This window comes from Arcanobacterium sp. (ex Cirak et al. 2026) (assembly GCF_053585065.1).
Genome location: NZ_JBQJCE010000003.1, coordinates 102523 through 120556, shown reverse-complemented (window position 1 = coordinate 120556; position 18034 = coordinate 102523). Strand labels below are relative to the sequence as shown.

The following is an 18034-nucleotide window of genomic DNA, read 5'->3' as shown; positions in this document are numbered from 1 at the left end:
ACCTTCGGGTGGCCTCCTTTTCGTTGCAATCGCAGGGCAACGGGTAAGTGAACACGAAAAAGTGTCATACCCTATTCGCTATGGTTGAAGTATGAAAATTCTTCATACCTCTGACTGGCACTTTGGACGCACCCTCCATGGAGCGGATCTCACGCAGGCATTTGAACTGTGGTGCGATCATGTAGTGGAGCTTGCCACTGATGTTGACGCAGTCTTGGTTTCCGGCGATATCTTTGACCGTGGAATTCCGCCCGTTGCCATGGTGTCATTGCTATCTCACACTTTACGTCGGCTTATCGAGCGCACTCAGGTCATCATCACCTCTGGAAACCATGACTCTGCTGGTCGTTTAGGCTTTGCGTCTGATCTTTTGAAGGATGGACTGACACTGCGCACTCGCACCACGGACGCAGCTATCCCCATTCCTGTGCGAGATGCACAGAATCGTGTTGGCGCAATTGTGTACGGTATTCCGTACCTCGAACCTGATATTGCAAGGAATGATCTCAGCCCGGATGGCACGCCGTTGACCCGTAGCCATGAAGCAGTTCTCAGTGCCGCACTGGAGCGTATTCGCGCAGATATCACCGGTGGCGAGTACGCGGGTATGGATGTTCCCCGAATCGTGATGGCACATGCGTTTATTGTTGGAGGCGAACCCTCTGATTCTGAACGCGATCTTCATGTTGGTGGCGTTGACAGCGCACCATCGGGGATTTTCAATCTTGGCCTCGACCTCCCCAACGGTGGGATCGATTACGTGGCACTCGGGCATCTTCATGGACCTCAGAAAGTTGGTTCTCACACCCCCGTGATGCGCTACAGTGGCTCGCCAGTAGCTTTCTCCTTCTCTGAAGAGAACCATAAAAAATCGAGCGTTTTGGTTGACTTTGCGCAGGCACATACTCCAGCGATCTCTCTTATCCCTGCCCCAGTTGAGCGTCCGTTAGCAACCATTCGTGGGACATTCGATGAAATCATGTCGCCCCGCTACCATTCACATCAAAATTCTTATGTGCGCGTGTATGTCACTGATGACTCACGGCCACAGAACCTCGTTGCACGTTTAAAAAAGAATTTCCCATATCTGCTCGAATGCCAGCATACGCCGCTTTCACGTCCTCAACACCACGTCAGCATGGCAGCAGTCAAGAACGATCCTTTAACCGTGATCAGCGATTTTTTCGACAATGCCGGAGGACGGCCCATGACAGCTGAAGAACGTCAGCTCATCGCACAAGCATGGGAATTGATCACGAAGGAGAACGAGCGATGAAACTTCTACGTCTCGAATTCTGCGGTATTGGCCCCTTCGGAGGTCATCAGATCATTGACTTCACTTCCCTCACTTCTGATGGGCTTTTCCTCTTGGAAGGGCCAACTGGAAGTGGAAAATCCACGATTATTGATGCAGTTGTCTATGCCTTGTACGGCGACGTTGCTTCGAACGACTCAACGAAAGAACGTGTGAGATCTTCCCATGCGCTCGCCAACGTCGAATCATATATCGATCTCGTATTTGAAGTTGCTTCGGGAATCTACCGTGTGCGCCGCACACCGTCGTGGCAGCGCCCGAAAGCACGAGGCACTGGCTACACCACAGTAAATTCCTCTGCACAGCTCTGGCGGATATCTCAAGCTGCCATTGATGACGGCCAATGGCAAACAGGGCAAGCTTTAGCAGCGAAGGCTCGGGAAACCGGCGAGGAGCTCAAGTCAATTCTCGGGCTGACACGTGAACAGTTTGTCCAGACAGTTGTCCTTCCTCAAGGAAAGTTTGCGCAGTTCCTTCGGTTGAAGTCGCAGGAGCGGTCAGAGCTCCTTGAATCGCTTTTTGGCACAGTCGATTATCAAAAGCTTGCCGATAAACTCGCGAAGGATTCACGTCTTGCCAGAAGTGTCGTGGATGAAGCACGTCGTCGTTTCATCACGTCAGTTGAAACCTGGCGAGGGAATGCAGGTGTTCAGAAATGGACTGATCACGTCGGTGAGCTCCTTGAACAGATTGTCGATGAAACCGATGAATCGATTCTCAATGTCATGGCAGATGTTGAAGCCGAGTTATCTACACAGTATGAGGAAGCGAAGACTGTGTGCGAAAAGCTCATGGCAGACGAAACAGCTACTCGGGCGGATCTCGCGCAAGCAACTGCATTGCGTTCGCTGCTTCTCGAACGTTCCCAATTATTGGAACAACGCGATGCCCTCGAACAACGCCGCCCTGTTATCGACAAATTTCGCTCTCAGATTGCTGCACATCAACGCGCTGTTGTCCCCGCGAATCGGTTAGGAGAGGTCGCCGTCATACAAGCAGATGTACAGACAGCACGACAAACATGCTGTAACGCCTGGAATGACACATCACGTACCGATCTGTCCGCCGAGTTCGGCTCTGCCAGTAGCAGTAACAATTTAGACGCCCTCATTTCCCTGGCACAGTCAGCACTCAGTGAAAGCAAAAAATGCCTCCAAAATCTCGATTCCCAATTTGGATCTGCACAGCAAATCGTCCAGCTTGAAGATTCAGTTCCTGACCTTGTCGCCAAACGTCAGCAAGCAGAACTTGAACGCCAGCAAGCACTGAGCAATCTCGACAGTATTCGCCGCGAGAAAGAATCACTTCCGCAACGGCTCGAAGAACTCACAAGCGAGCGTGCTCAGATGTACACGATTGCTGAGACTATCCCCCAGCTCGAAGCACGTGTCGCAGAACTTATCTCCCTTGAACGCATTGCTCGCGAGGTGCTTGAACTGCGCCGGACAGAGGCAGAAGATGAAAAAGAGGCATCAGCTACACTCGCAGCCGTTACTGTAGCTATGGAGGACGAAGAAAATATTACGTCGCAATGGATCGGGTCAAACGCCGCACAGATCGCGCAACACCTTCGTGATCATTCGCCGTGCCCTGTATGTGGTTCCCTCGAACATCCCGATCCTGCTCCCGTCTCTGAGGTCAAGGCGACACTCGACCAGGTGCAGGCCGCAAGTGCTCGTACCCAGGCAGCTCGGACGAGGTCTGATCAAGCACGAAGTCGATTGATTGCTACTCGTACTAAACTCGATGAAACGGTTAAGCGCTTGGGAAATGAGACGGTTGATACGATCGCTGACTCGTTGAAAAAAACTCAGGATGCATTGGATGATGCTCGTCGAGCCAAAACATCCGCCGATCGCATCGAGAAACAAATCAGCAAAATACATAAGGATTCTGATGATTTGGCACAAGCGATCTCGATACAAGAGGCACTCATTGCGTCAGCATCCGAACGTATTGCTGGAGTCAGTGCACAAATCGACGCTCACAAGGAGCGCATTCAGGAGGCATTGACAGCACACAACGCAAAAGATACACGCAGCCTCCTGTCAGTGCTGAAAAATAAACGAGATAAGTATGCACTCGCGAACTCGAGTACCCAAGAGCTTCTCACCACTGCGACACACCTACTGTCCTCACAACGTCTCGCTGAACAGGCATTACAAGAAGCAAAGATGTCCGCCGACGAAGTAACTGAGGCAATACTGCCCACTCACGTACTCATAGATTTCACTGAGCAAGTGTCATCCTTTGAGAAGAAAGATGCGAAGATCCTTGGCCGGCTTGAATCTGAAGATCTTGCTCAGCTCGATGGGAGTGAGGATCCTCAGGTTGAACTTGCCCAGGAGGCATTCGACCATGCACATGCCCAGCTCATTACCGGCAACGAACGAGCAATCGAGGCAAAACGGAATCTCTCTGATGCTCGTGTACATTCGATGCATGTACAAAAGGCTCATGCACAGTGGGTTACCGAGGCTCAGAAAGCTGGGCCAATCGTTCGCCTCTCCCACTTAGCAAATGCTGATGATGAATCGTCGAGAATCAAGATTCCACTTGGTGTGTGGGTACTCTTGCGACGTTTCGAAGTAGTCATCGAACGTGCCAATGAACACCTCGCAATATTCTCACGAGGGCGATATGAGCTGATCAGAGTGGATGAAGGAGAAAAAGGACGAAAATTCGGCCTGGGTATTGCAGTTATTGACCATGAGGGTAACGAAGAGGGCGATGTTCAACGCGCACCAAGTTCACTTTCTGGGGGTGAAACATTCTTCACCTCACTCGCACTTGCGCTAGCACTCGCTGAAGTTGTGCAAGAGGAAAATGGTGGCGTCCACATCGATACTCTGATGATTGACGAAGGCTTTGGCACTCTCTCAGCAGATGTCCGCGATGTTGTGATGCAAACACTCACTCAGCTCACCGATGACGGCCGAACTGTCGGAATTGTGTCACATGTAGAGGACTTGAAATCGATGATACCGCAACGCATTACAGTCATTCCCGGTGAGCGTGGGTCTACTCTGCGCCAAATGAGCTAGTTGACATCATTGCAATCAGTGCGTCGCGTTCAACAACGTCGTACCACAGCAGATCTGTATCAACGCTGGCTTCAAATGCCGCATCATCGCCTCCGCGCGCTGCCGCGATAAGCTCGCTCGCTTCATCTTCATCAATATGAATTGACTCGACGCGATCCCATGTCAAAGCATCAATTAGGTACACCGCAGTTTCGAGTAGCTGCTCCTCAGCATTCGGGAGTTCAACAGATGCATGAGGCATATCTGCACAGACCACCACACGACGCGGAGTCGGGCTATCGGACCGAAGCGAGTCGTCAGCTGCTGCTAAGAACGCAACGTACTCGCGTTCTTCTTCATCTTGAGTTCCCAGCACCCGAACCAGGTCTGGCGTTACTGCATGGACGAGCCGAGGTGAAATTTCCGGTGCCGCAAGTTCCTCGGGTATCAGTGGAACGTATATACGCATGTGCTCATTCTATCGCCACCTGCGATAGTTGCTGGCGAATCTGCTCCCACAAATACCGAATGTCCTTTGACGCTCCACATTTACTGTAAAGGCCCAGTACTGAGCGTCCTTTAAGTAACGCAGCATCGAAGCGAGACGCGTCGTCACGTATGGTCACAATTGGCCCATGAACGCCTGCAAGTAAACGACGAATTTGCCCTGAAGGATTGCGCCCGACACTCGATGCTCGGAGACGATTGATGACTATAATTGCTCTCTCATCGGGAGGATTGAGATCTGTATGTTCAAGCATCCGTCGCATCCCGATGACGGAGGCGCTGGCAACATGAAGGACGATATCTGCAGCTTCGACTACGTTGCGAGACACCTGCCATCGATCACGCATCGAGTCTGTCCCTGACATCCCTCCAGCAAGGTCGACAAATGTCCATTTCTCCTGACGACGAAGTGAGTGAAGAATCTTCTCGACAATTGGGCTACTGATTTCACGCCATCGCTGGGCAGAGTTCACTCCAGCGATGATCCGAGTGCCGCACGCATCAGTTTCAGTCAGTAACTGTCCGGCTGCCACGAGATCGCGGCCCTTTTCCACATTTCGTGAAAAAGCAACAAGTGCGGAAGACTCTTCTACTCCACAAATCTGCGCCAACGACGGCGCGACAAGATCGAGATCAATTGCCACCCCCTTACTGATTCTGGCAAGTTCACGCGTGAGCGTTGATCGTCCGTGAGAACCGGGCGGACCCCATACGGCGACGATACATCCGTTCCCCATGTCAAGAGGAGATCTCTCTTCACGCTTTTTCTGTCCCATTGATTCGATCCAGCCAACCGCTTCTGACGGCGAAATGAGATGCTCAGAGAGATTACGTAGCTCATGTGCTGGTGCTTTTCCGCCTATCAGGGATACTGTCAAGCCCAAGGACTCAAGATCACGAATTGCTGTGAGTGTCAGTGATTCAAGATCTCCTTCGATTAGAGCAGCTGAACCAATGCCAGCCTGAGCGGCTGCCAGCATTTCAGTCATGTCACCACAGCGTCTGACCACATAATGATCTGTACGTCGTTCTGCGAGCGCGTACAAAATGTTCTCTTCGAATGTTGGTGAGCACAGTAAGACCCCCATCACTGTCCTCCTGGAAGTGTAAGCATAAGAGATTCACCACGACCAAGAGCATCCATCACTGTTGCTTCCTCGCCTGCAAAGAACCGCAGCTGCACACTCTGATTTTCATGCAAGGTTCGTTCACTAGAGAGGTTAACGATTTGGGCTTTTCCTATTCGTCGTGACTTCACTTCGGTGCCTGACGCCGTCTTCGATGGAAGAGCCCAAATGTACGCTTGCGTTCCTGGACGTGCCGACTGAGCCGGAGTATGGATAAGAGGAACTTCAATGTCAACGTATGGTTCACCATTTCCCGAGGTCACATCCGTAGTTGAGAGAATTTCGCCCACAGCGAGCGAATGAGTTGCAATGAGATCGCTCGACATCTTCGATGCAGGCAAGCGCCCTTGAGCCTCAGATAGTGGCAACTCCACGACTGTGAACGAATCAGAGATAGGCGACCCTTGCGCAACAGGCTTGTTTATTTCTAGAACAGGTTGTAGATTTTCATCGCTCAGCAAAAATGCGCCTAGCATTCCACCGATGAGGATGAGTACAATTCCAATGAAAAGACGGGGATCGCCGAGAATAAGTCTCATTTGTTTTGATGTCATATCAAAAGCCTCCCAAAGATCCCCTTTTTTACAGTCAAGTTATCCACAGGTTGTGAGTGCGGGTAGCAAAGCAAAAATAAACTGAAGGTGAGAACAGATGGCAAAGTTTCTAACGATTTCAGACGTTGCAGATTATCTCAATGTCTCGGCTGGTCAGGTACGCACCCTGATCAAGAACGGAGAAATCCCGGCAATTCAAGTCGGTGGCCGTGGCCAATGGCGTATCGAAGAAGCGAAACTTGAAGAGTACATCAAGCGCGGTTACGAAGCGACAGCTAAGAAGATTGGCACAGACTTCGAGGTCTGACCGAAATACTCACAGTGAGGGGAACACAGCGTGCTGTGTTCCCCTCACTGTCTTGTCACACCTGAGGGATTTCGACATACAACAATGCCCGCATTGCCACCACGTACCTCCGTCGATCCTCATTTTCCCAGCTCACAGAGTCTCGCAATACACTCACCCAGTCCGCGCCGACGTCGGCGAGCTCACCACCAATATCCACACCGTCACCCACCACACGAACTCTTACGCCACACGAACGCCTCAGTTTCGCAGGAAGATGCATCTCCAAACGCGGACGAATACCTCCTGCACGCAACCCTCGATCGAACGACCGAATCGACCACACTGGGACAAGATATCGAGCCATTTCACCACACAATTCAACCCAATCCACACCAACATCCACCGGCATTCCTTTAATGAGAGTGTCACCTACTCTCAGCTCGATCTCATCACGCGCTCCAATAATGAGATCGAGAAGCGAAACACTACCTACTTCCGCTTCTCGCATCTCCTCACGTTCACGCATCTCACCCTCAAGACGCTCAGAATCAATTCGACTCCTAATATCACCTAATAATCTCTCAAGATCCATATTTTCCATACTATCGACCCATTTACTGATTTTGAGACTACTTATTGATATCGATATTTTTTCATACAAATATTCATATGCGGGGTATATGCCGCCCCAAAGAAGGTATTACCCATTTTAAATACATATAACTCATCAAACAACACTAAACATAAACTAAGGGGTTGCCAGATGTATGAGATGGCCCTATGTAAATTGTCGAGAGCACTATCTCCCTTGGGAGAGCCACTACCATCCTCTACTACTTTGAACTATTGGTTGATATCGCTCTCGGTTGCGCTTCTTTTCGTCTATACCCTCTGGCACCTTACTGCCTGGACGCTGTATTTTGTCGCCCATCGGAGTCGCAATACTTCTCTCATGCTTCGCCTTTTGACAATTGCCCCACGACGTATTGCCCGCAAAGCGGCCATTGCTCTCGCTTTGCCAGCATTCGCCCTCTCATCACCAGCAACTGCTGCCAGCATCGATCTTTCCTGGGGTGGCGAAATCCCCTCGACGAGTACGTCACAGCTCGCCGACGGCGCTCACACAGACCAATCCGTCGTCGCCACTGAGACCCCGCCTCATCTGCCATATATGCAGCCCCCGCCAGAAACACCACGCAACGTCGCACCACAACCAGACATGCCACCCCTTGCGAACGCCGACGACACAGCAAAAACTCCACTCACACGCATGTGGAACTCACCAAACATCCAGGCAATGCCACAGGGACGAGCTATTGCGCGAACGACGCGGGTGAGGGTACGACACGGAGACTCTCTTTGGTCGATCGCACATGCAATATCTCCTACACATACTGGAGAACTCGTTGAGCGTATATGGAACGAAAATAAACCCATCATCGGCCACGATCCAAATCTCATTTACCCAGGCCAAATTCTACAGATCCCGGAGGTCTACGATGTCCGCACAAGCTAATGTCACGCCCCAACCTCGTCGCGAACATCCTGCGATCCACACAAAGCGCCACGTCGACCACCTCCGTTTCGCTTCTATTCCCGAACGCAACCCTTATGACTCACTCGCTGAGTGGCGCGATCACCAGGTTGAGTTAACAAAACCGTTACCCGAAAACTTTCCGGCTCCCAAAATCGCTGTTGCACAAATGATCGGTCAGTGCGTGGAAGTATTGCTTGGGCATCGTCCCATTCGACAAGTCCAAAATTGGATGACACCAGAAGTGTTCCACTCGCTTTCTCGCCATGCCGGACTCATGAAGAGAGCCGGGGCGACACCGACACGTTGCCTTCCACCACGTGTGCGCAGAATTGTCCTCACACAGCCTCAACCACGAACTGCAGAATGCTCCGTGGCGCTCTTCGACGGAATGCGCATTCGCGCAGCAAGTGCTCGGATCGAAGTCCGGCGAGGCCACTGGCATCTCGTTGACCTCGAAATCTACTAAATAAGAAGAAGGAAGAGGGGCGGTCACTGTATCGACAGTGACCGCCCCTGCTGCTTCTCATCTTTCTACGCTGAATATTTCATGGAGACTCAGCGGCTAAGATCAATGCTTACGACGTGCCCGACGTTCTTGTCGGTTCAGTCCATCGTTACTCGCCAAATGTTGGCCAGACTCATTCCTGCGCTGAACATTTCCTGATTCATCGCTCGAGGAATACGTCATCTGAGCTTGAGTTGTTGGACGCTTAATCCCGAGAACTTTTTCGGTGTCGATATTGTGTTGCGGCTGTTCTTGCGCTACAGGCTCTGCTCCCGTTGCAAGAGCTTCACGTGCAGCACGCTCGCTTGGGAGCTCAAAGTTAAACAAGTAGCCAACCGTTTCAGAGCGGATCGCATCGTTCATCTGCTGGAAGAGCTGGTATCCCTCTTCCTTGTATTCAACGAGCGGATCACGCTGAGCCATCGCGCGAAGCCCAATACCTTCCTTCAAGTAATCCATTTCGTAGAGGTGCTCACGCCACTTACGATCGAGCACAGTGAGAAGAACTTGGCGTTCAATATTGCGCATATTATCGCCACCGAGCTCTTCTTCGCGTTCTTCGTAGATCGCGTGAACATCATCGGACACTTCGCTGAGAATCGCCTCTCGGGTGAGCAAGCGTGCACCACCGACCTCCTCAACGAGTTCCTCGGGTGAGAATGACGGCTTGTAGACGCTACGAAGATCGGTCCACAGTGCATCAAGATCCCAGTCTTCAGCTGAACCGAGAGTACCAGCAGTCACCACATCACTGACCGTGAAATCAATGAAAGACTGGATCTGATCTTCGACATCCTCGCCGTTCAAAATCGCACGGCGCTCTTCGTAGACAACTGCGCGCTGCTCACTCATCACATCGTCATACTTGAGAACGTTCTTACGAATCTCTGCATTTCGTGATTCGAGTTGTGACTGCGCACGCTCAATAGCGTTGGAGAGAATCTTAAATTCGAGGGCTTCATCCTCCGGCCCCTTTTGGAACATCGCCGTTGCTCGGTTATTACCAAACAGGCGCAACAGATCATCCTCAAGAGAAAGGTAGAATCGCGATTCACCCGGATCACCTTGACGCCCTGCACGTCCACGGAGCTGATTATCGATACGACGGGATTCATGGCGTTCAGAGCCAAGCACGTACAAGCCACCGAGCTTCTTCACTTCCTCATGCTCCGCCTTGACTGCTTCCTTAGCCTTCGCAAGCATATCTGGCCAGGCAGCCTCGTACGCTTCGGCATCCTCGTCAGTCGAAAGCCCCGCTTGTGCCATCATCGCCTGCGCAATATGCTCAGCGTTTCCACCGAGCATAATGTCGGTTCCACGACCAGCCATATTCGTCGCAACAGTAACCGCACCTTTGCGCCCGGCCATCGCCACAACTTCCGCTTCAGACTCGTGATGCTTGGCGTTGAGCACGGTGTGAGGAATACGAGCCTTCTTCAGAAGCGACGAGAGCTGTTCGGAGTGTTCCACTGATGCCGTACCGACAAGCACAGGCTGCCCGATAGCGTAGCGTTCCTTGATGTCCTCTACAATCGCCTTATACTTGCCTGCCACCGTCGGGTACACAAGATCCGTCTTGTCCTGGCGAATCATGGGACGATTAGTTGGAATCGGGACGACGCCGATGTTGTAGGTGCTCGCAAACTCCTCCGCTTCGGTTTCCGCAGTTCCCGTCATTCCCGCGAGCTTGTCATAGAGTCGGAAGTAGTTCTGAAGGGTAATCGTCGCCAGAGTCTGATTCTCTGCCTTAATTTCGACATTTTCCTTCGCCTCAATAGCCTGGTGCATACCTTCGTTGTAACGACGACCTGGTAGTACTCGGCCGGTGTGCTCATCAACAATCATTACCTCGCCGTTTGTGACGATGTAATCCTTGTCCTTGTGGAACAGCTCCTTGGCCTTAATCGCATTATTCAGATAACCGATCAGCGGAGTATTCACTGACTCGTAAAGATTGTCGATGCCAAGCATGTCCTCGACTTTGTCGATCCCCGGCTCAAGAACGCCCACCGTACGCTTCTTCTCATCGACTTCGTAATCAGTGTCCTTGCGCATCTGTAAAACAGCGCGAGAGAAGGTCTGGTACCACTTATTCGCGTCGCCTTCAGCTGGGCCAGAAATAATGAGCGGGGTACGCGCCTCGTCAATAAGGATCGAGTCCACTTCATCGACGATGGCAAAAAAGTGACCTCGCTGAACCAAGTTGTCGACGTCGAGCGCCATGTTGTCACGAAGGTAATCGAAACCGAATTCGTTATTGGTCCCGTACGTGATATCCGCCGCGTACTGAGTGCGACGTTGATCCGGCGTTAGCCCCGAAGTGATGGTGCCTGTCGTAAGACCCAAGAAGCGGTAAACGCGTCCCATGAGTTCAGCCTGATATGACGCAAGATAATCGTTCACGGTCACCACGTGCACACCCTTCCCGGGAAGGGCATTGAGATAAGCAGCCAAGGTAGCAACGAGCGTCTTACCTTCACCTGTCTTCATCTCCGAGATGTTACCCATGTGAAGGTTGGCTGCACCCATCACCTGCACGTCATAGTGGCGCTGACCAAGAGTGCGCTTGGACGCCTCACGCACAACGGCAAATGCTTCAGGAAGCAGGTCATCAAGAGTTTCGCCCGCTTCCAGACGCTCCCTGAAATGAGCGGTTTGCTCTTTCAGCTCAGCGTCGGTCATGTCCTCAAAAGAGCTCTCAAGCTCATTGACCTGCTTTGCAATACTCTGAAGCTTCTTGAGCGTGCGACCTTCGCCTGCGCGGAGGATCTTATTGATCAACTTACGCACTATCTCTCCTGACAATTTGTGAGAATATACCGCAAATTATTTTAGCGTTTTGACACGCGCGTGGGACAGGGTTGGACGCATGTCACGTTCGCTGAGCGCCGATATTCCCTCCCGACGCTGTTACCCATCGTTGCGTTGCGGCACCAACTTTTCGTTGTGGCGAACAGACATACAGGCGCAAGTAGCTATGCTACTTGCGCCTGTTTATTGAGTTCAAAATGAGGACATTTTTTATGCCATTCGATCAACCATTGCGTAGGCAAAAGCCACCAAGGCATCTTTGACGTCACCCTCGGGAACACTCTTCAGTTCGGCGAGTGCATCTGAAGTCCACTGATGTGCCAGCTGGCGCGTTTGCTCAACGACATCATGGCGACGCAACAGTGCAACGACATTCTCCAGCCGATCACCCTCATCAAGATGACCTTCGGCCAACATTGCCAGAATTTCCTCGCCCTCACGGTCAATAGTCCCCTCAGTAGCCATACGTTCGAGAAGCAAGGTCGGCATAGTCGGCACGCCTTCAAGCAAATCAGTTCCTGGAGTCTTACCTGTCACATCAGAATCAGACATGAGGTCAATGACGTCATCAGCGATCTGGAATGCCACACCCACACGCTCACCGTATTGAGCCACTGCTTCAGCAAGTTCCTCACTTCCACCTGCAGAAAGCACGCCATACCGCGCAGATGCCGCGATCAAAGAGCCCGTTTTTCCAGCGAGAACCTGAATGTGATGAGCCTGAGGATCCTCACCCTCCTGAGGTCCTACGGTCTCATGGAGTTGGCCAATGCACAGACGCTCGAAAGTACGAGCATGGAGCAACACCGCTTTCGGGCCCAGCCCAGCAACAATCGCAGATGCGCGAGCAAAGAGCATGTCTCCTGCCATAATCGCGGAGGAGTTTCCATAGACATACTGTGCCGATGGAACCCCCCGACGGAGAGGAGCATCATCCATAACGTCGTCGTGATAAAGCGACGCCAGATGAGTCAATTCCACGACCACTGCAGAGTCGATGACAGCCTGCGCTTGCGGATTCGGCCCCAACTGTGCAGTGAGCACGGTCAGTGCCGGACGAAGGCGCTTGCCACCAGCAGATGCCAAATGCGATGTGGCCGAGTCAGCCACAAGATCACCGACACGCACGGCGTCGCGCAACGCATCTTCAACCTCTTCCATACGAGCGCCAAGGCGCGCCGCCAGAGGATGATCCGAGGAGAACAGGCTGTCAATCAAGCTCATAGGATAAAGGATCCTTGCATGAAGTCGAGGAATGGAGCGGGCAGGACACCCAGCGCAATCGTAGCAATAAGTGCAACAACAATTGCAACCATCGACGTACCCTCAGAGGTGACCACTACTGTCGAATCACCGTCTGGTTCTTCGAAGAACATCAACGCAACGAGTCGGAAGTAGAAGAAAGCAGTCGCCGCAGAAGCAAGAACTGCAATGACCACGAGAATCACTCCACCTGCATGGATACCTGCACGGAACGCTTCAAACTTTCCGATGAATCCGCCGGTGAACGGAATACCGGCGAAGGACAGAAGGAAGACCAACATCGACGCGGCCAAGAATGGGCTGCGCTTGCCCAAGCCTCGCCATGAGTCCATATGCGTCGCTTCACCGACGATATTCCCTGCAGAATCCTTCGAGCGCACCAAAGTGACGACACCAAAGGCGCCGATCGTGGCGAACCCGTATGTCAACAGATAGTAGAAGATCGCAGCAATCGCCGTCGCAGTCGGACGGAATGCTTCGATATCTGACGATATCGTCGGAAGGGCAGCCACCCCCAGCAGTGCGATCAGGATGAAACCTGCGTGCGCAATCGATGAGTAAGCGAGCAGACGCTTAATATCTTTCTGAACCAGACCCATGACTGTGCCAACAACGATCGTGGCAATGATGACAATCCACATGAACGGAGTCAACGCGTCACGCGCCGGAGCCGAAAGAAACATCATCACACGCATCAACGCCGCGAAAGCCGCAGCCTTGGTTCCTGCAGCCATGAATGCAGTGATCGGAGTCGGCGCGCCCTGGTAGACGTCAGGCACCCACTGGTGGAACGGAGCAGCGCCGATCTTGAACAAGAGTCCCAAAATCACCATGACCACGCCGATCACCGTAAAGCTCGTACTTCCCAAAACCATTGGGTTTGCACTATTACCTGCTACTGCAGCTACTTCAAAAAATGACACACGTCCCGTACCGCCGTAAATGAACGCTGCACCCATGAGGAAAACGGCCGACGAGAAGGCACCCAAAAGGAAGTACTTCATCGCCGCTTCTTGAGAGAGAAGTCGACGACGACGCGCTGTTGCCGATAGCACATAGAGCGGCAAGGACAGCAACTCAAGTGCAATAAATAATGTCAGCAAATCAAATGATGCAGTAAATGCCATCATGCCACCGGTGGCAAAGAGGGCAAGCGGGAAAATTTCAGTCTGTACCCGGCCAGCTGCCGTCGATTCGCGTTCCTCTCGTGAGCCCGGGCGGGTTGCTGACGATGCAGCAAAAGAGCCGTCCCCGACGTGGGTGCGATCAGCGATCACTAAAAACGCAATCAGCGCCACTACGAGCAAAACGATAAATGAGACGAGCGAGACACCATCTTCAACTAGACCAATTCCGGTGTTTGGCACGCCGGTGGCCTGTTCGGAGATTGTTTGGGTTCCTGGCGCGCCAGACAAGACTGAGTAAGGAGTGATCTTGCGACCTTGGGCAATGAACTCAGTCCATCGCCATGCACTTGCTAGTAGAGCGCCGGCAAGGGCCAAAATCGCAATTGTCAGTTGAATCGGACGTCTATAGTCACGTGGGCAGAAAGCCTCGATGAGAGTGGAGAGCACTGCCGCGCCCAGCACAATCAGCAACGGCGTCATCGACGCCCAGAGGATCGTTGCGTTCACTTGTTACTCCCTTCGAGAACGACATTCTCAGTGGTTGACACCTGAGCCATGACCGACACAGCATCAGCTGCTGGGGTGGAGACGAGGTCGATAACCGGCGCTGGGTAGAATCCAAGCCACAGCATCGCAGCGAGAATGAGACCCATCGCAGTCTTTTCGGTTGCTCTCATGTCCTCAACGTCCACTTGCGGCTTCGGACCAGTAAATACTCGCTGATACGGCCACAAAATATAGACAGAGGCAATCACGACGGCCGGAACAGCAGCAAGTGCAGCCCACTTGACGGTTTGGAACGTGCCCATCAACGTCATGTATTCCGGAATGAACCCCGAGAGGCCAGGAAGCGCAATCGTTGCCAAACCGCTGATGAGGAATGTTCCAGCAATCAACGGCGTGACACGTTGCCACCCGCCATAACTGGAGATCAGGTAGGAATCCCCACGGCGTGCGAGGAAACCCACCACCACAAACATCCCAGCTGTCGAAATTCCGTGAGCGACCATGTAGACCATCGCACCAGTCATTGCCAGGGTTGATCCAGAGAAAATTGCCATCACCATGAAACCAAAGTGCGACACTGAGGTGTAGGCAACCAGGCGCAAAAGGTTATCAGCCTTTACCGCCATCAGCGCACCCCAGAAAATCGAAATCAGCGCGAGCACAATGATCGTCACCGCAAGGCCAAGAGCGGCACGCGGAAAGAGAGGCACGCAGATCACGATCATGCCATAGGTTCCCAGCTTGTCGAGCACCGAGACCAAGAGCGTCGAGGTTCCCGGCGTCGCTTCAGCAGCCGTATCAGGAAGCCACGTGTGGAATGGCCACATCGGCGCCTTGATTGCGAATGCGATGAAGAACGAGCCGAACAGCCACATTTGAGCTGTTTCAGAAGCGTTGAGCCCCTGCGCCAGAGTTGAGTAGAGGTAGGCCTGGCTGCCACCTGGCCCGTACGCGTACACCCCGATGACTCCGGCGAGCATAATCAAGCCCCCAACCAGGGAATACACGAGGAACTTCATCGCCGCATGATTGCGATTCTCGCCGCCGTATCGCCCGATGAGGAAGTACATCGGGATGACGAGTGCTTCGAAAAGCACGTAGAAAACGAAGAGATCCTGGACTGCAAAAAGTCCAATCATGACCGCTTCAAGGGCAAGCACCCACGCGAAGAAACCGTAAGACTCCTCCGCATCAGCCGTGTCATATTCCGCAAGGATGACGACGGGGACGAGGAAGGTCGCGAGGAAAATCATGACTGCCTGAAGGCCGTTAATCCCTACCGTCCAGGTGACACCAATTTGAGGAATCCAGCGGTAGGACTCGTACAAGGAAATGTGATCCGTGTGGTAGCCAGTGGCGAAGGCAACGGCGAAGAGCACGAAAACAAGCACAGAGACTGCCAGGGCATAGTGGCGCGCCACCTGGCGAAGCGGGCGCACGAGCCACAGCATTACAGCGGCGACTGCCACTAACGCAATCAAAAATGTCAGCCAAGGGAAGGCTGCGTTGGAAATCATGTTCTTTCCTCCTACTTTCCTAGGCCAACGCTGACAACTACGATGAGCGCGAGAAGCACACCTGCAGTCATCAGACTTGCGTAGCTCCGAGCGAAACCGTTTTGGAGCTTACCGACGATATGGCCTGCACCGAACGATCCCTTTGCAATACCACGCACGACGCCGTCGACGAACTCGTGGTCAGCGACAGCAGTACCGGTTGCCACGACCATTGACGGTTTCATGACAAGATTTTCGTTGATCGCATCTTGGTAGAGATCAGCGCGCGCAGCGCGAACCAGCGCATTGGCTTCCGGCGCAATAGCGGGAACCTCAGATGCAATGTACATCTTCCACGCAATGCCCACTCCGACGGCAACGACAACGAGGGTCATGACAGTAATCACGATCGGCGCAATCACAGGTTCATGATGAGGAGTTTCCCCGATTGACGGAGAAAGCCACGAAATAAAGCCAACAGCGTTGAGGACACCTCCGAGGGCGAGCGAGCCAAGGGCAAGAATGACCATCGGAACCCACATCAATGGACCTGGATCGTGCGGATGCTGTGCCTGCTCCCCATGTTCACTCCATCGTGCCTGCCCAAAGAAAATCATGAAGACCAAACGCGACATGTAGAAAGCAGTCAGGCCAGCGATAGCAACGGTCATAAACCCGAAAATCCACGGGCGCACGCCCTCGCCGACAAAGGCTGCTTCGATGATCTTATCTTTGGAGAAGAATCCGGACAAGAACGGGAAACCGATAATTGCCAGATAACCACACATGAATGTCACGGCTGTGATCTTCATACGCGAATACAAGCCTCCGAATCCACGCATGTTGACGTCATCGTTCATCGCATGCATCACAGCACCAGCCCCGAGGAACATATTGGCCTTGAAGGCACCATGGGTCACAAGGTGGAAGATCGCGAAGGCCGCGCCGACCGGCCCGAGTCCAGCAGCAAGCATCATGTAGCCGATCTGGCTCATCGTCGATGCCGCAAGAACTTTCTTCATATCGTCCTTTGCAGCACCAACCACAGCGCCGAAGACAAGGGTGATCAGACCGATAATCGCCACTGCAAGGGAAGCAGTCGGAGCAGCGAGATAGATCGCACCCGAGCGAACCATGAGATAAACACCCGCCGTCACCATTGTCGCTGCGTGGATCAGTGCTGACACCGGCGTCGGACCTGCCATTGCGTCACCCAACCAAGCCTGCAACGGGAACTGCGCCGACTTACCACACGCTGCGAGCAACAGGAACAGTCCGATGAAAGTCATCCACCCCGTCGCCGCCTTCGAGGCGCCCGCCTCAACTGCAGAGAAGTTGACTGAGCCGAACACAGACACCATCGCCATCATTGCGATAAGCATTCCGAGATCGCCTACACGATTCATCACAAATGCCTTCTTACCGGCTGTCGCATATTCGGGAACGACGTTCCAGAAGGAGATGAGCAGGTATGATGCCAGGCCAACGCCTTCCCATCCGAGGAACAGCGTGAGATACGAATTCCCCAGGACGAGCATGAGCATCGATGCCACAAACAAATTGAGGTAGGCGAAGAAACGACGACGATCGACGTCGTGCGCCATATACTCCACCGAGTAGATGTGAATGAGGGTGCCGACGAAGGTCACCAACATCACGAAAGTGGCAGAGAGCGGATCGAAGCGCGTGGCCAAATCGACGTGGAGTTCGGTGCCGGACAACCATGAGTAGAGCACAGATTCGGTCACTCTGGACGAAGCGTCCACGCTAAGGAGACCGATCGTCGCAATTAGACCGATCACGAAGGATGCGGTCGAGGCGGCGATTGCGAGCCAATGCCCCCATCGGTCCGCTTTACGCCCGAGGACAAGAAGCAGGAGCGCTACAGCAAGCGGAATGGCAACCGCGAGCCACACATTCGCCGCCATTCCAGTAGCTGGCACTGGAGCGACGGGCATCATGTACAAATTCAT

At 52.9% G+C, this 18034-nt stretch carries 14 protein-coding genes; 5 read left to right on the top strand and 9 right to left on the bottom strand.

The features are described 5' to 3' along the window. Positions 1 to 91: 91 nt before the first annotated feature. Both ACTOVJ_RS02880 and ACTOVJ_RS02875 read left to right on the top strand, forming a co-directional pair. The gene (locus tag ACTOVJ_RS02880) at positions 92 to 1276 is read left to right on the top strand and encodes an exonuclease SbcCD subunit D (protein ID WP_449503996.1); all 1185 of its coding nucleotides are present in this window, start codon (positions 92 to 94) and stop codon (positions 1274 to 1276) included. Beyond that, the gene (locus ACTOVJ_RS02875) at positions 1273 to 4359 is read left to right on the top strand and encodes an AAA family ATPase (RefSeq protein WP_449504625.1); all 3087 of its coding nucleotides are present in this window, start codon (positions 1273 to 1275) and stop codon (positions 4357 to 4359) included. The genes ACTOVJ_RS02880 and ACTOVJ_RS02875 overlap by 4 nt, the downstream gene beginning before the upstream one ends. On the opposite strand, the gene ACTOVJ_RS02870 is transcribed toward ACTOVJ_RS02875, so the two are convergent. The 3 genes from ACTOVJ_RS02870 to ACTOVJ_RS02860 all read right to left on the bottom strand — a co-directional run bounded on the left by ACTOVJ_RS02870 (position 4337) and on the right by ACTOVJ_RS02860 (position 6526). Then, the gene (locus tag ACTOVJ_RS02870) at positions 4337 to 4807 is read right to left on the bottom strand and encodes a DUF6912 family protein (RefSeq protein WP_449503998.1); all 471 of its coding nucleotides are present in this window, start codon (positions 4805 to 4807) and stop codon (positions 4337 to 4339) included. The genes ACTOVJ_RS02875 and ACTOVJ_RS02870 overlap by 23 nt on opposite strands. A 4-nt stretch (positions 4808 to 4811) precedes the next feature. Next, on the bottom strand, positions 4812 to 5834 hold the full coding sequence (locus tag ACTOVJ_RS02865; protein WP_449501705.1) for a CpaE/TadZ family protein: 1023 nt from the start codon (positions 5832 to 5834) through the stop codon (positions 4812 to 4814). A gap of 98 nt (positions 5835 to 5932) precedes the next feature. Beyond that, a complete protein-coding gene (locus ACTOVJ_RS02860) occupies positions 5933 to 6526 on the bottom strand; it encodes a hypothetical protein (protein ID WP_449503999.1) in 594 nt (197 codons plus the stop codon). Between the two features lie 97 nt (positions 6527 to 6623). Between ACTOVJ_RS02860 and ACTOVJ_RS02855 the strand changes: the two genes are divergently transcribed. Beyond that, entirely contained in the window at positions 6624 to 6833 is a 210-nt protein-coding gene (locus tag ACTOVJ_RS02855; protein WP_449501707.1) for a helix-turn-helix domain-containing protein, read from the top strand. 55 nt (positions 6834 to 6888) lie between these two features. On the opposite strand, the gene ACTOVJ_RS02850 is transcribed toward ACTOVJ_RS02855, so the two are convergent. Beyond that, a complete protein-coding gene (locus ACTOVJ_RS02850; RefSeq protein ID WP_449504000.1) occupies positions 6889 to 7407 on the bottom strand; it encodes a hypothetical protein in 519 nt (172 codons plus the stop codon). A gap of 360 nt (positions 7408 to 7767) precedes the next feature. Between ACTOVJ_RS02850 and ACTOVJ_RS02845 the strand changes: the two genes are divergently transcribed. Continuing rightward, the gene (locus ACTOVJ_RS02845; protein ID WP_449504001.1) at positions 7768 to 8331 is read left to right on the top strand and encodes a LysM peptidoglycan-binding domain-containing protein; all 564 of its coding nucleotides are present in this window, start codon (positions 7768 to 7770) and stop codon (positions 8329 to 8331) included. Further along, positions 8315 to 8818 carry an Rv3235 family protein gene (locus ACTOVJ_RS02840; RefSeq protein WP_449504002.1) on the top strand — a complete coding sequence of 168 codons (504 nt, stop codon included), beginning with the start codon at positions 8315 to 8317 and terminating at the stop codon, positions 8816 to 8818. Before ACTOVJ_RS02845 ends, ACTOVJ_RS02840 begins: the two co-directional genes overlap by 17 nt. Positions 8819 to 8920: 102 nt before the next feature. Here ACTOVJ_RS02840 and secA read toward each other — a convergent pair whose 3' ends face one another. The 5 genes from secA to nuoL all read right to left on the bottom strand — a co-directional run bounded on the left by secA (position 8921) and on the right by nuoL (position 18034). After that, positions 8921 to 11647 carry a preprotein translocase subunit SecA gene (gene secA / locus ACTOVJ_RS02835; RefSeq protein WP_449501710.1) on the bottom strand — a complete coding sequence of 909 codons (2727 nt, stop codon included), beginning with the start codon at positions 11645 to 11647 and terminating at the stop codon, positions 8921 to 8923. A gap of 231 nt (positions 11648 to 11878) precedes the next feature. Beyond that, on the bottom strand, positions 11879 to 12892 hold the full coding sequence (locus ACTOVJ_RS02830) for a polyprenyl synthetase family protein (RefSeq protein WP_449501711.1): 1014 nt from the start codon (positions 12890 to 12892) through the stop codon (positions 11879 to 11881). Beyond that, entirely contained in the window at positions 12889 to 14565 is a 1677-nt protein-coding gene (gene nuoN, locus ACTOVJ_RS02825) for an NADH-quinone oxidoreductase subunit NuoN (protein ID WP_449504003.1), read from the bottom strand. The genes ACTOVJ_RS02830 and nuoN overlap by 4 nt, the downstream gene beginning before the upstream one ends. Beyond that, entirely contained in the window at positions 14562 to 16082 is a 1521-nt protein-coding gene (locus ACTOVJ_RS02820) for a complex I subunit 4 family protein (protein ID WP_449501713.1), read from the bottom strand. The genes nuoN and ACTOVJ_RS02820 overlap by 4 nt, the downstream gene beginning before the upstream one ends. 11 nt (positions 16083 to 16093) lie before the next feature. Beyond that, entirely contained in the window at positions 16094 to 18034 is a 1941-nt protein-coding gene (nuoL, locus tag ACTOVJ_RS02815; RefSeq protein WP_449504004.1) for an NADH-quinone oxidoreductase subunit L, read from the bottom strand.